This window comes from Phycisphaerales bacterium, assembly GCA_029268515.1.
Taxonomy (GTDB): domain Bacteria; phylum Planctomycetota; class Phycisphaerae; order Phycisphaerales; family SM1A02; genus JAQWNP01.
Genome location: JAQWNP010000010.1, coordinates 91,465 through 105,216 on the forward strand (window position 1 = coordinate 91,465; position 13,752 = coordinate 105,216).

The 13,752-nt window shown below is 48.9% G+C and carries 8 protein-coding genes and 1 tRNA gene; 5 read left to right on the forward strand and 4 right to left on the reverse strand.

Translation table 11 applies throughout. The features are described 5' to 3' along the window. Positions 1–44: 44 nt before the first annotated feature. The 3 genes from P8J86_06960 to P8J86_06970 all read right to left on the reverse strand — a co-directional run bounded on the left by P8J86_06960 (position 45) and on the right by P8J86_06970 (position 4,867). The gene (locus P8J86_06960) at positions 45–2,816 is read right to left on the reverse strand and encodes an alkaline phosphatase D family protein (protein MDG2054429.1); all 2,772 of its coding nucleotides are present in this window, start codon (positions 2,814–2,816) and stop codon (positions 45–47) included. Positions 2,817–2,926: 110 nt separating this feature from the next. After that, positions 2,927–3,001: transfer RNA gene (locus P8J86_06965), tRNA-Glu, on the reverse strand. A 258-nt stretch (positions 3,002–3,259) separates the two neighbouring features. Continuing rightward, on the reverse strand, positions 3,260–4,867 hold the full coding sequence (locus tag P8J86_06970) for a hypothetical protein (GenBank protein ID MDG2054430.1): 1,608 nt from the start codon (positions 4,865–4,867) through the stop codon (positions 3,260–3,262). A gap of 195 nt (positions 4,868–5,062) precedes the next feature. Between P8J86_06970 and P8J86_06975 the strand changes: the two genes are divergently transcribed. Both P8J86_06975 and P8J86_06980 read left to right on the forward strand, forming a co-directional pair. Then, on the forward strand, positions 5,063–7,528 hold the full coding sequence (locus tag P8J86_06975) for a c-type cytochrome (GenBank protein MDG2054431.1): 2,466 nt from the start codon (positions 5,063–5,065) through the stop codon (positions 7,526–7,528). Further along, complete coding sequence (locus tag P8J86_06980; protein MDG2054432.1) at positions 7,521–8,780, forward strand: DNA recombination protein RmuC; 1,260 nt, start codon at positions 7,521–7,523, stop codon at positions 8,778–8,780. The genes P8J86_06975 and P8J86_06980 overlap by 8 nt, the downstream gene beginning before the upstream one ends. On the opposite strand, the gene P8J86_06985 is transcribed toward P8J86_06980, so the two are convergent. After that, on the reverse strand, positions 8,777–9,520 hold the full coding sequence (locus P8J86_06985; GenBank protein MDG2054433.1) for a DUF1579 family protein: 744 nt from the start codon (positions 9,518–9,520) through the stop codon (positions 8,777–8,779). The genes P8J86_06980 and P8J86_06985 overlap by 4 nt on opposite strands. A gap of 244 nt (positions 9,521–9,764) precedes the next feature. Between P8J86_06985 and P8J86_06990 the strand changes: the two genes are divergently transcribed. The 3 genes from P8J86_06990 (at position 9,765) to P8J86_07000 (ending at position 13,740) form a co-directional block, all read left to right on the forward strand. Beyond that, a complete protein-coding gene (locus P8J86_06990; protein ID MDG2054434.1) occupies positions 9,765–10,868 on the forward strand; it encodes an MltA domain-containing protein in 1,104 nt (367 codons plus the stop codon). Between the two features lie 130 nt (positions 10,869–10,998). Then, the gene (locus tag P8J86_06995) at positions 10,999–12,198 is read left to right on the forward strand and encodes a DUF1080 domain-containing protein (protein ID MDG2054435.1); all 1,200 of its coding nucleotides are present in this window, start codon (positions 10,999–11,001) and stop codon (positions 12,196–12,198) included. Positions 12,199–12,270: 72 nt separating this feature from the next. Then, positions 12,271–13,740 carry a 4Fe-4S dicluster domain-containing protein gene (locus tag P8J86_07000; protein ID MDG2054436.1) on the forward strand — a complete coding sequence of 490 codons (1,470 nt, stop codon included), beginning with the start codon at positions 12,271–12,273 and terminating at the stop codon, positions 13,738–13,740. Positions 13,741–13,752: the final 12 nt, after the last annotated feature.

Below are 13,752 nucleotides of genomic sequence, written 5' to 3' on the forward strand. Positions count from 1 at the left end.
ATTTCAATAATCAGCATGTCATCAGGTTTATCGGTTAAGACCGATCACGGTTGTGACAATGGTGCTGCTTCTTGGCCTGTTTCGGAGTCGGTTTCAAAATCAATTGTGAGCGTATTTTGAGGCGTATCGATCTTAAGGCCTTCAAGCACTGTTATCTCGGCTTGTCGCCCTGTCTGATCTTCAATAAGGACGCGATAGGGCCCGGGGCCGGGGACGCGAATTGAAAGAGGATCCTCTGGCAAGCGAAGCGACGCAATGAGATCGTTACTCTGAATATCAGTGACCTGAAGACTGGGGCGTATGGCATTAACAGTACTGATTGGTGGCAATTTGTAGACCCATGAAGAACCGTTGTTATCAAATTGACTGAAAGTAATTGGCCATCCTTCGTAAGGCTTTCGATTTGGATGGTCGGGTGTTGCCCATCTGGGCCAAGCGATCATAGAGATCTGTCTGGAAGACGGGTCAAACGTCACAACACCATAGCCAGGTACCCGGTCATGTAGTGCCACTGGTACTTCCCCAGTTTTTCGAGGGTTTGATGCTGCGAGCACAGTCATGTGGTTCCCAAATCCATCAACAAAGTCACCGGTATATCGAGGCGCGTTGGGCGCCCTGTTGTGACCGGCAGTTTGAGGCATCCACCTTCGCGGCCATGTGTTGGCAATCGCAGGTGTTGAGAAGCAATAGCCTGCATCGCGTGGTTCATCAATTCCATATTGAAGCGCTAAACCTAGATGTTGATCACCACAGATATGAAAAGGATATGCTGGACGCATGGCGCGCAAGGCACGGTTACGACCGGATGCGGGCCAACCATTTGAATCACCATCAGCACAAGGCTGATCATTTTTTGGGTATTGACCTGGTTCGAAAATGGTGAGACCTGGTTGTGAGCCACCACCTTTTTTGGGTGGGAGTGTTTGAGCACATGCAAAGGGTGTTTGAGAAAGTGTGACCTTCATCCAAGTATCTCCTGACCAGTTGCGGGCCCATCGATCAAGGAATGCCTCCTGATCTGAGCCAAGCAGCGGGATGGATGGATCATCGGCTTGCGTGCGAGGGTTAAAGCCCTCGGCTTGAAACCAACCATTCTTGACTTTGCCGTCGGGTACTGCAATCGCGGGTGATTCCTTGAATTGACGGTCATCCAGGATCGCCATACTGAGGCCGCCATAATTTAAGTCTGTGAAGTAGACAGAAATGTCCTGCGCTGCAGGTTCTCTTGCAACAGATTCAGGCAGATGGCTGGTCTGGGTTCGATGAACTGCATTAACGAAACGAGCTGTTCTTCGATAACCGCCACTATCTTGGGCGGTCATGCCGGGCGTTGCTTTGGCTTGACGACCACCAGCACCCCAGAGATTTCCATGATAAACATCATGATCATCAGGAATCGTAATACATGGTCGACTGCGAGCAAGATCACCAAAAGCCCAACACCAGTGCGACCACTTATAGAGGTAGTCTAGAATGAAAGCGTCTTCTGACTTCTGGCCCGATGGGGTGAGGTCACCTTCGTAGATCTGATCACCACTGAAATACAGTAAATCAGGATCACATGATTCTACGCCCGCCACAATGTCTTGATGCGGAAACCAAAGTCCATCTGGATTCCACTTTAATCCACCAGTGTATGTCTTATGGCAAGTCAGGGCTGCCATCACAATTGGTTGATCAGCAGATGGTTCTGCAGCGATCGTTCCTTCATAAACATGTTGCACAGAATGTCCATCCGTATCAACTAAGTTATAGACGAGTCGATAGGGATGAGCCTGTGTCATATCGACGCCCTGGACTTCAAAAGTCGCTGTTCGAGAATCTGGATCAATCGTGGCCTGATCTACTTCCACCCAGAGGATGTCTTTGTTTTTATTGTCTTGGAATTGCAATGCAACCGTTTTGGAATCGTGCTTTCCCAGTGGTGGCATCTGTGCAGTCATCCGAAGTATTCCATGCTCAAGTGTGTACAGGCTGCACAGAACAGGACCGAAGTGTCGGTGTTGATGCGTGACAATCGCTGGTCCCTGGCCATGCAGTCCAGAAAACCAGTGTCCTTTCTTAGATCCCTTTGGCCCGTGATGGGAGACCAACGCAATAGAACCATCGATCATATGAGCAGGTACATTCTTCGCGCGACACCGACTCAGCTCTCGATTGGTATTAAGATCCGTCGCAATCAGTGTGATGTCGTATGCTGCCCCGCGAGGCTCTGCAGTGAGAATGAGTTGAAATTGGTGAGGGCCGACATCATTTGGATGTGTGTTATCTGCTTGACTGCACTCTTGATCTTCTAGCAATGGAAGGTCGTCTAGAGAGACGGGGCTTGAAATTGACCACTGACTCTTGCTACCCAATGATTGGGTATTGTCACGTAGAGAAACTTGTCCTCGATGATCAACAACGGCTAATGTGCCCCCATCAGGCGCAGGCGCGTGATGGACCAATGCAGTCAGTCGATAGTCGATTTTGTCGTTGCCCGCGCCTATTAAAAATCCACTGAAGGCATTTTCAGCATTTGGTGCTTCGGCATCGATTGGGCCAGTATCAACTTTGAGTTCAAAAGCATTCGGGGTCGAGTCAATCGAATGTGTCAAGATATGACATGTTCGAACCGGTAATCGATTATGAGTTTCATGACACTCAAGCCGGCCATCTACAATTTGCCAGTCCTGTAGTCTGTTGGTGTGATACCCGGGCCCAATCCAGATGCGATTAGGTGCTGTCGACCAAGTATCTTTCAGTTCATCAGCTGAACTTGAATACGTAAAAAAAGCGATCAAGAAAAGGAGTGCAGTCGAGCTTGGTATCTTCATTTGTGTAAGGGTCGTTTGCTCGATCTATTTCGTCAATGGTAGATCGTGGAATTTAATTGGGAATGGCTTTGGAATAGAAAAACGGCTGCCAAAATATGGCAGCCGTTGAGCGGCCCCAACGAGATTCGAACTCGTGTTTCCAGGATGAGAACCTAGCGTCCTAGACCAGACTAGACGATGGGGCCATTGAGACTGGATCAATTCCACATCATAGCAATTCTAATGGCTTTGATCCGCTGCAATAAACACATAGCCCAGGCGAGGCATTGGTGGGCACCCGAATGACATCAATTTGTCCGCATGTCAGATTGCTCGGCCCTGACCATCGTCTTGAGCACCACTGTTCTGGTTGAACTGTTGCTGCATCTGCTCTTGCATCTGTTGGAATTCTCGGTTGAAGTCCAACATTTGTTGCTGCATCTGCCGCATGTGATCTGCCGGTGTTATCGTGGCGGCCGACCGCCGCCTCCCGATCGCTGACGCCGTCGGTCAATCATTGTTTGGAACTCAGCGGCATCGAGGTAGCCGTCACTGTTGGCATCGAACATCTCGAATCGCTGTTGCATGCGTTGGGGCGCTTCATCGAGTGCGATCTTGCCGTCACCATCACGATCCATACGGGAGATCATCTGTCCAGCATCTTGGTCGCTGCCTTGTTGACCGCGGTCCATGCCACGATCACCACGCCGTTCACCCCGTTGGCCTTGTCCACCGCCTCGATTCCACCGTCCTTGCGCCATGCCGCCGGCTCGATCGCGTTCAAGAGTCACTCTATAGGTTTGAGAGACCGGCTTGCACCAGCCTTCCTTCGCGGAGCATGCGTAGTACATGACATCGAACTCAATAGGCGTTCCTATTGGCCAGTTGCTGACATCGAGTAAGAACTCCCGTGGATCAGAGTCCGTCGCAGGTTCGACTTTGGGGCCAGCACCATTGAGAGGCGTGATCTCAATGCCCTCCGAGGCCTTCAGTGTGAACTTGACTGGATCTACCAGGTTATTCCAGTGCACACCGTGAACAGTATCAAGATGGAAGCCAATGTACATTTTTCCGTCCTGGCCTTGGAGTACTGATGGATCGACTTCAGCACGAAGTTTCACATAGAACTCTTGCTCGCTCTTCTGAGGTTCCGTTTTCAGAGCGATCATTGTTCCTGGCACCTGTATACGTGGGACCACTGTGCCTGTGTTTCGATATGGACGGCTAAATGGTGGCACACCAATAGACTCGGGCGTTGAGATTGTCTCGGTCGGACCGACTAGATCACCAAGAGCGGCCCGTAATTTTGGCCCATCAGCCCAACCCGAGACATAATCAATCGTCCCATCACTCTGTAATACATAGGCAGCGTTCGGTGATCCGCCGAGTACGGTTGAGACACGATTGTCGATCGGATCTGCAACAAAGGGGATCTTGTTTTTGAGTTGTTTCTGAGCTGCGTTGATTTGGGAAAGGCGCTCTTGAAGTGTAAAGGGCTGTATCCAACCACCGTTCTCTGGATGCGCCAGTGATTTGTAAAGGTAGACAAACGAAACTGGATGTCCTGTACTTTTATAATCATGCGCAATCGCTTCAATATCACGATGGCTCATAAGAAACTTTGGGCAAGTTAAACACCCAGTGATCAAAACAATCCGGCCATCCTTTGGAACGAGTTTTGCAAGAGTGGTAGGGGATCCATCGGGTTGGTAGACGACCAGATCATCAAAGTCGGCAATCTTTGATCCAACACTGATCCGGCCTTTGAGCGGATCTTGCCCTTGATTTCTTCTTGATCTCTGCTCTCGTCTCGGTGGTTCAACAGTTTGATCTATCGGGGCAGCTTGGTTTGGTGGGACGACGGCAGGTGAAGCATTGCTTTCATCCTGATTGGCGAAGAATGTGTCGGTATGCCATTGTGGAGCAGATAAGGTGTCTCCATCATTTGCTCTCGAGTCGTTTATGAGAATGCCTTGTGCATCAATCCGATCACTCTGTGCCTGCACTTGCACGGGCAAAAAAAACAGCAACACAGTGAAAGAGAACAAAACAAGTTGTTTGCAGTTATTCATTGAATGACCTTTTTATGGCACTGGTAGAAGGTATTAGGTCCACTTTAAGTTGATCCCGGACTGTAGAGATGGGACAAAAAATGTTTTAGTAAGTTAGATTAGAATCTCGAAGACCTAAAACGTCTGTTCATCGTGGCACCACTTAGATCGAAGTATTCTGACAGAGGTAATTCAGGCATGTTGGGAATTCCCCAGATGGTCAAGTCTTGCACCGTCCTAGTGGTGTTTTTGATCAGTGATGGCTTGAGTTGGGCTGACCAGAGTCGAGGCCTGGTGGATCTCCAGCTACCGCCTGGTTTTGTGGCGGAGCATCTTGCCAGAGCTGAGCCCGAGCAAGGATCTTGGGCTTGTTTGACCTTTGACCATCAGGGACGACTGTTACTGTCGGCCCAAAATGGGCCCCTCATGCGCGGCACGCTCTCAAAAAAAAATGCGAGTGCAATCAGAATAGAGCCCCTCTCAATACCGTTCTCTGGCGCTCAAGGGCTCTTAGATATTGACGGCGTGCTTTGGCTGAATGTGGCACAGATGCCAGACAACAATGGCGGACTTTGGCGTTTAGTCGATACAGATCAGGACGACTATTACGATGCAGCAACGAGAATGGTGCGTTGGGGTAACAACTCTGAACATGGCCCCCATGGTCTGGTTCTTGGTCCTGATGGTTGGATCTGGGCGGTGAATGGAAATTACACCGGCGCACCTGGCAACTTGCTGGACAGTTCGGCCTATCGAAATTACCAACACGACATGCTTGATCAGATTCCAGACCCTGGAGGCCATGCCGTAGGCATCAAGGAGCCAGCTGGTGTGGTCTATCGTGTTTCAAGCGATGGCAAGCAGATAGAGATGGTGGCCGGTGGTATGCGTAACCCTTATGACATTGCATTTAATGATAAGGGTGATCTGTTTACCTATGACGCTGACATGGAGTGGGATTCGGGTACGCCTTGGTATCGAGCGCCACGAATTTTGCATGTTGTTTCAGGTGGCGAGTATGGATGGCGATCCGGGAGTGCGAAGTGGCCAGAGAACGTTTTGGATATGGTGCCGCCCGTTGTTGAAACAGACGTTTCCTCTCCAACTGGAATTGCCTTTGGGTACGAAACAAACTTTCCTGAGCCATGGCGATCAGCGCTCTTTGTTGGTGATTGGGCATACGGCCGTATCTTGGCTGTTGAGATGAACCAAGAGGGTGCTACTTACACTGGGAAGTGGCGAACCTTTATGGCGGGAAGGCCCCTTAACGTGACAGACATTGCCGTGGGGCCGGATGGAGCCTTGTATCTTGTCACTGGGGGGCGTGGCACGCGTAGTGATCTTTATCGCGTTTCTTACAGAGGTGATTCAGGTGTTGGAGAGGTTGAGCCAGTGGTTCAGACCGATCTTTCAGCCACGATGCAGCGCCGCCAGTTGGAGCAGCTCCATCGTCAGGCTGATCCTCGTCAATTGGAGTTTATATGGGCATCACTCGATCATTCTGATCGCTCTGTTCGCTATGCAGCCCGCGTAGCGATAGAGCGACTAGACCCGACATTATGGGCGGCCAAAATAAATGATGATGTGTCTATCGATCGTCGCCTCTCTTCGCTACTTGCACTTGTGCGCATTGGTGAACATCAGCGAGACATTGAAACCGTGCTTTCTCAATTGGCGCAGATTTCGAATGAGCAACTTACCACGCATCAGCGAATGGGACTCTTTCGCACGCTTCAGGTTTTACTTAGTCGCTGGCCAATTGAATCTGACAGTGATCGAAGATTAATTTTGTCAATGATTGATGGTTCATACGAAAGCAGCGACACACGGGTCGTGTTCTTAGCGCTCGACATTGGTGTCACACTTGAAGATGAAAAAGTTGTTGGACAGCTGCTGCGCGTACTTCGTCTGTCGGTGTCACAAGAGGACCAGATTCATGCTGCAACCATGCTACGCCGCGTACGCCATGGCTGGACGGAAGAGCAGCGTGCGCTCTATTTCAATTGGCTGGCTCAAGCTCGTTCTTTTGATGGTGGTAGGAGTTTTGGTGGTTTCTTAGATGTGATAGAAAGAGATGCTCGCAGTGGTTTGACAGAGGCGCAACGAGCCGACCTTGCGGAAGCCAGCTTAAACAAATCGATGAGGCAGATCTCAACCACGCCACCTCCACCAATGGTTCGAGCTTGGATTTATGATGAGCTGGTGGAGCACCTCGACCGTGTTTATGACACGGATCGTGATATCAGGCATGGTGAACAGCTCTTTCAGCGGGCTCAGTGCTTATCTTGTCATCGGATGAATGGGCAAGGGGGGCGGCAGGGTCCAGATCTGACTGGTGTGGGGGGTCGGTTTTCTGCCCGAGATATCCTTCGTGCGATCATTGAGCCATCAGATATGGTGAGCGATCAATATCGTCAGGTCACACTGTGGTTGAGTGATGGAACGGGTGTCACTGGTAGGGTGGTAGGCGGTGATACGACTGTTGTCGAAATTGACGTCGATCCATATGGAAATCAGCGAGAGCGTGTTAATCGTTCTGACATTGTCGAAAGAGAGATGGTTCCGACCTCCAGTATGCCGTCAGGCCTGGTCAATCAATTGACCCGAAAGGAGATTCTGGATCTCATGGCATTTCTTCTCAGTGCTGGTAGCTATGATGAAGTAGGGACACAAAATGACTGACGCGATCTTGATTCTCGTGGCCATTGGATTAGGCATCAATGTGGTGCTGGTGATTCTGCTTCTTCGCCGTGTGAGCAATGATACGAAAGAGCAGTCAGCGGTTGATCTTGATGGCGCATTCGCAGATATCAAGCAAGAGGTCGAACGATCTCGTGGTGACGCTCTTAAAGTAGCGCAGGGGCTACGTGAAGAAGTTTCTGGATCGCTTGGCAAGGTTAATCAGACCCTGATTGATGCAATATTTCGACTCACTGAGAGTGTTGAAAAGAGAATGCAAGTTCTCCAAGTAGATAATCAACGGCAATTAGAACGCATACGTGTTACGGTCGATGAGAAGCTACAAGGCACGCTTGAAAAGCGACTCGGTGAAAATTTTAAAATTGTCGCTGATCGATTAGAGACCGTGCATCGAGGGCTTGGCGAAATGCGTGAGCTCGCGACCGATGTTGGTGATCTAAAGCGGGTACTAACGAACGTAAAAGCTCGGGGTATGTGGGGTGAGCTTCAAGTGGAAAGCCTGCTTGAACAAGTCCTTACGCCAGATCAATACGAGAAGAATGTCGAGACTGTGCCAGCTTCCAATCGCCGCGTTGAATTTGCAGTTAAATTTCCAGGAAGTGACCAAGGATCAATCCCACATGTGTGGTTACCAATCGACTCTAAATTTCCGCGTGAAGATTATGAGCGGCTCTTAGCGGCTGAAGAGCAGGCTGATCCAGAAGCAGTGGCTTCAGCGCGAGCGTCGCTCTTGCAGTCAATTTATCGCGAAGCAAAGTCAATTCGCGAGAAGTATGTGTCACCACCGTACACCACGGATGTTGCCATACTGTTTTTACCTACCGAAGGTTTGTTTGCAGAAGTGCTTCGTGAAGGTCAAACGATTGAGCGGCTTCAGCGTGAACAACGAGTTGTCGTGGCTGGACCAACAACTTTGTCAGCTCTATTAACGAGCCTTCGTATGGGTTTTCGTACACTTGCAATTGAAAAGAGATCGGGCGAAGTTTGGGAGCTGCTCGGTACAGTGAAGTCAGAATTTGGGAAATTCGGTGATATACTTGATCGCGTTAAACGCCAACTTGATACTGCAACGCGAAGTATTGAAGAGTCTGGCGTTCGTTCAAGGGCTATTGAACGAAAGCTTCGAGATGTGAGTGAACTGCCCGCGTCTTCTGCTGGTGATAAATCGCAAATGCCTGAAATTCAGAAAGATCTCAAAGAATTTCTTGATGTGCCTGCTTCGGGGAACGATTAGCCTGGCCCATTGCCATCTACTGGAGTTGGCTTTGGTAACTCTGGAATGGGTTGAACCGCATTAGATGAGCTGCTGTTAAACGCCTTGTTCATCTCATCCTTGCTCACAGATTTTAGGGTGGTTTGTTGGTAGCGAACCATTTTGGAATTGATGTCTTGGCGCCAGATATTCCAGGTGAGATTGCCATTCTCATTAATTTTTATCGTGCGTTTCAGCAAAGTTTTTTCGCGACTGAGCGGGTTTAAGAATTTAATAACCCATGTGAAGAGTTGTTTTTCTTCGTCCCATTCTCCAGTCCCAATAATCGGTGATGTCAGCGTGCTGAAGATCTCGTAGAAGCTGTATTTATTTAACATCTGGTCATGACCAATGAAAATATAGCCATCCTCTGTGTCGCCATTTTCATTGATGTATTTAAAATCAAATTTTACATACCGCTTGCCTAGTTGCCACTCGCTTTCACAAATGCCGTTAAGTTTTATTGGTTGGCTTCCAGGAAATGCCCAGAAAATTTGCTCCCAGGTCCAGTATCCAGTCAACTTTTGCATTTGTTTGAGATCACCATTCGGCTTCGCATAAGCCATCTGATTATGTGTGAGCAACTGTGCAGAAGAAAAGTTTTCTGGCAATCCCGCACCATAGGTGATTTTTTTATTGCAGCCAGATGTTGCTGCAATAATCGCCAAGAAGACGACGGCAGAAACAGTCCAAAAACTACCGCGTGCATTTCGAACACTCATGACATTCTTCCTGATTAAAAGCCAAATATTAAAAGCGGTCAGCATGAATAAAAACAACTGCTGACGGGGACTGGATCGTACTTGGTCTAACTGGGTGGCACAAGGCAGTGGTTCATGAGGGGCCGTTATAATTGAGCGGTCATGGCTCGGAGGAATCGTAGGGAGCTTCTGTCGCGTGTTCATACTCAGCATCTGGTTTCTCTTTCTTCTATGTTGCCGTCGCGAAAAAAGTGGCGCAGTAGCCATGCTGCTGATACTAGGCGGCACAGTAAGCTGCCAACATCGCCAGCAGTATCCCGTTGATTTATCTGCGTGCTTGAAGCCAATTGATGATCCTATGCATTTGAAGCCACTCTTAGAGAGCGCTTTTGTTGCTGCTGGGCCACAAATATTTGTGTCTATTCAGCGCACGCTTACATGGACGGGGTCAGATTTGGCGAGTGACCATTTGTCTCTTGATTCGTCGATGATTGGTGCGGCGGCCACCCGACAAGGACTGATGGAAATGAGGCGTGCACTTAATGAATCGACGAGTGCATCCAGCTTTGCTGATTTCGTTCTCGAGCATTTCTCAATTTTTCAGGCCATTGGTAATGATGGTGCAGGTGAAGTTCTCTTTACCGCATATTTTGCACCCTCATATGCTGCGAGTCATAAGCAGGGCCAGCAGTATCAATGGCCCTTGTATAGCGAGCCATCAGGGAGTGTAGATGTAACAAAATTATCTCGGCGGGAGCTACAGCATTCTGGCGTATTGGACGGATATGAAATTGCCTGGCTTGCAAATGAATTAGATGCTTATCTTGTTCATGTCAATGGTTCAGCTGAACTTACTATGACTGATGGATCGGTCATGTGTGTGGGACATGTCCGCACCAATGAGTTTCCATATATGAGTATCGGTAAGAGACTCATTGCAGAGGGTTATGTATCGGCTGATAAAATGAGCATGCAGGCAATAAGACGCCTACATAACAAAAACCCCAAGGCTGTTTCAGATATGATGGTGCAGAATGATCGGTTTGTTTTCTTTGAAAGTATTCCATCCGCAGATTTCCCTCGCTCTGCTCTGGGGATCGCATTGACTCCGGAGGCCTCGTTTGCAACGGATCGCTCGTGCTTCCCTCCTGGCGGTTTGGGGCTGATTTCCACGACCATGCCCTCGTCTGAGGGGTGTCTGGAGTCATTTATTCGCATTATGGTTGACCAAGACACTGGTGGTGCGATTCAAGGGCCTGGTCGAGCGGATATCTATCTTGGGATTGGGGCAGAAGCTGGAGCTCGAGCTGGTCTTCAAAAATCGAATGGGACTCTTTACTACCTCCTGCCTAAATCGGTGAGTCAATGACTGTTACTCAGTTGCTTGGAGTATCCTATTGTCTCTCCATCGAAACGAAATCATGTACCTCATAGGCTGTCCGTAGCGTCCAAATTTAAGACAAATGGTCCTGATAGAAATTTGGTTAAGGAGTTCTAGGATGCATCGTTTTCTATTCCGAGTGACGATCTGGTTTGCATGTACTGGCTTGCTCACAGTGCCCGTTAATGGTTTTTTTCAGGATTCAGCTGAGCCAGCTGAGCCAGCTACTGATCCACTGGTGGTGCCACCCGCTCCAGCTGCTGAAGAGGAATTGGCTTCTGAGCAAGTTTCAAAAACAGAAGCCACAGGGGAGACCTCAAAATCTGATGACCCGAATTCTATGTCCATACAAACAGAAGAGGTGCCAATAGGATTTGACTCTCTATTTAATGGCAAGAATCTAGACGGATGGTTTATGAGCTTCGATGGGTTCCATCGTGCGAATAATTTAAAGCACGTAAGTTACGAAGAAGCGCGGGCAAAAGCTCTGGATGAAATGAGTTCTGTTTGGAAAGTAAGTGACGGGACTATTGAAAATCTAAAAATGGGCGGCAATTTGGTTAGCGAGAGAGATTTTGAAAATTTCGAGTGCTACATCGATTGGAAGATGACTGGTGATGGTAATAGTGGTGTCTACCTGAGAGGCATGCCACAGGTTCAAATTTGGAATGACCCCATCGGATCTGGTGGCTTATCCAATAATAAGGACTTGTTTCGTAATCCAATGGTCAATCGTGACAAGCCACCTGGTCAGTGGAATCGTTTGCACATTCTGATGTACGGTAACGTTGTGACAGTTGTTAATAATGGCGGTTTGGTTGTCAACCAGGGCGCCATGGAGAATTACTGGAACCGCAGCGCCCAGCCTGCGAATCAAGGGCCCATTGAGTTACAGAACTCTGAGGGCAACATTGCGTTCAGAAACATCTTCATTCGAAGTGTTACAGACGAGAATGTAATTGATAGAGAGGTTGTATTACAGACCGGTCGGAAAGTCACAGTTGAGGAGGGTGGTTTCTCATTAAATAAGGTTCTAATTCCAGTTAAGAATCTGAAGGCTGGAAAGCTGGTTCTTGAGGGCATCTACAATGAGCCGATCACAGCTTACATTGAAGCAAGCGAAGGAAAATCGTCGGGTGAGACGGCTGCTGAAAAACCGGTCGTTTTATTAGAAGTGGTTTCTGTCGGTAACAAGATTATTATTAGCATTCCAGAGTCAATGCAAAAGCGAGAAGATTTGGTCGTTAATCTACAGATTTTGGGGATATTAGCTCAGTTGCCGGCAGAGAAATTAACAAATGATTCAGCCGAAAAATGAGCGGCTATATTAAGTTATTAAACGAATAAGATGTGTCCCATCAAGTACTGAGAGCAAGGTAAAATACGCAGGATGCAATACGGCTTCGTAATCGATCAAGATGCATGCATTGGCTGTCACGCCTGTACGGTTGCATGTAAATCTGAGAACGAGGTTCCGGTTGGCAAGTTTCGTACATCGGTAAAGTACGTTGAATCGGGCGTGTTTCCTGATGTGAAGCGGAACTTTCTAGTACAGCGATGTAATCACTGTTCAGATGCGCCGTGTGTCACCATTTGTCCTGTCAATGCATTGGAAAAAAGGCCAGATGGAATTGTTGATGTTGATCGAGATGCATGCATTGGCTGCCGAGCTTGTATGCAGGCTTGTCCCTACGACGCTATTTACCTAAATGAAGATAAGGGCGCGGTTGAGAAGTGTCACTTCTGTGCACATCGCGTTGAAGTTGGCCTTGAGCCAGCATGTGCCGTTGTGTGCCCTGTCAATGCAATCATTGCTGGAGATATGAGCGATCCAAATTCGGCGCCCGGTCAAGTGCTCAGTCAGCATGAGACAGTGGTTCGCCGTCCGGAGCAAGAGACGGGTCCGAACGTGCATTACAAGGGCGCCGATCCCCTGGCGCTCTATCCTGGCCGTGTTGAGCGACCGCCAATGTATATGTGGAGTGATCGGCCGCCTGCGAAGGCTGATCAGTGGCCTTCGTCTGTACCCTTAGAACCAGATGCCCGCGTTGTACTTGATGTTGGGCATGAGGTGACATGGGGTTGGCCAGTCGCGGCCTATCTTGTGACAAAAGGGCTTGGTGCCGGTGCTGGAATGGTCGCACCGTTTCTTGGAATGATGGGTGTTGTCGGTTTTACTCAGCAGTGGCTGCCTGAGATTGTTGGGCTTGTGTTTACCATTTTGACGCTCGGGCTACTTGTTGAGGATCTCGCCAGGCCGTGGCGGGTTTATCGCATGCTGACGCGTCCCAATTGGTCGAGTTGGTTGGTCAAGGGTGGTGTAGTCTTATCCGCCTATGTTGCACTGTTGGTCGCAAGTTTGGTACTGCGGTTGGTGGACATGGAACAGGCAGCTGATGTGATTCGCTGGCTCAACCTCCCAGTAGCGTTCTGCGCTGCTGGCTATACGGCACTTCTTTTTCGTCAATGCAAAGGCCGAGATCTCTGGGAAGGTCGTTGGCTACTTCCTCATTTACTGTTTCAGGCTGGACTCTGCGGCGCTGTCATTTTGCTAGCGTTTTCGGACAATAGTTGGCTTGTTGTCATTACGATTGTGTGTGCCATAGGACATCTATTCTTTGCCTTAATAGAAGGGTTCGGGTCACATCCCACCGAGAATGCTAAGCAAGCGGCTGGTTTTTTAGTTTCCTTATCAATCGGACCGTTCAAACTTTTCCGCGATGGACTCCTGCTCTGTGTCATTGGTGGTGTGCTTCTTTCAATATTTCTTCCTGTGGTGGCATGGATCCCCGTGCTACTCGGCCTATTGATGTATGAGCACACCTATATTCGTGCAGGCCAGATGCCGCCGCTCTCTTAATACCGACTCATA

Excerpts from the sequence above, each read along its gene's own strand:
- P8J86_06960 (MDG2054429.1), bottom strand. The coding sequence starts at position 2,816 with ATGAAGATACCAAGCTCGACTGCACTCCTTTTCTTGATCGCTTTTTTT.
- P8J86_06970 (MDG2054430.1), bottom strand. The coding sequence starts at position 4,867 with ATGAATAACTGCAAACAACTTGTTTTGTTCTCTTTCACTGTGTTGCTG.
- P8J86_06975 (MDG2054431.1), top strand. The coding sequence starts at position 5,063 with ATGGTCAAGTCTTGCACCGTCCTAGTGGTGTTTTTGATCAGTGATGGC.
- P8J86_06980 (MDG2054432.1), top strand. The coding sequence starts at position 7,521 with ATGACTGACGCGATCTTGATTCTCGTGGCCATTGGATTAGGCATCAAT.
- P8J86_06985 (MDG2054433.1), bottom strand. The coding sequence starts at position 9,520 with ATGAGTGTTCGAAATGCACGCGGTAGTTTTTGGACTGTTTCTGCCGTC.
- P8J86_06990 (MDG2054434.1), top strand. The coding sequence starts at position 9,765 with ATGCTGCTGATACTAGGCGGCACAGTAAGCTGCCAACATCGCCAGCAG.
- P8J86_06995 (MDG2054435.1), top strand. The coding sequence starts at position 10,999 with ATGCATCGTTTTCTATTCCGAGTGACGATCTGGTTTGCATGTACTGGC.
- P8J86_07000 (MDG2054436.1), top strand. The coding sequence starts at position 12,271 with ATGCAATACGGCTTCGTAATCGATCAAGATGCATGCATTGGCTGTCAC.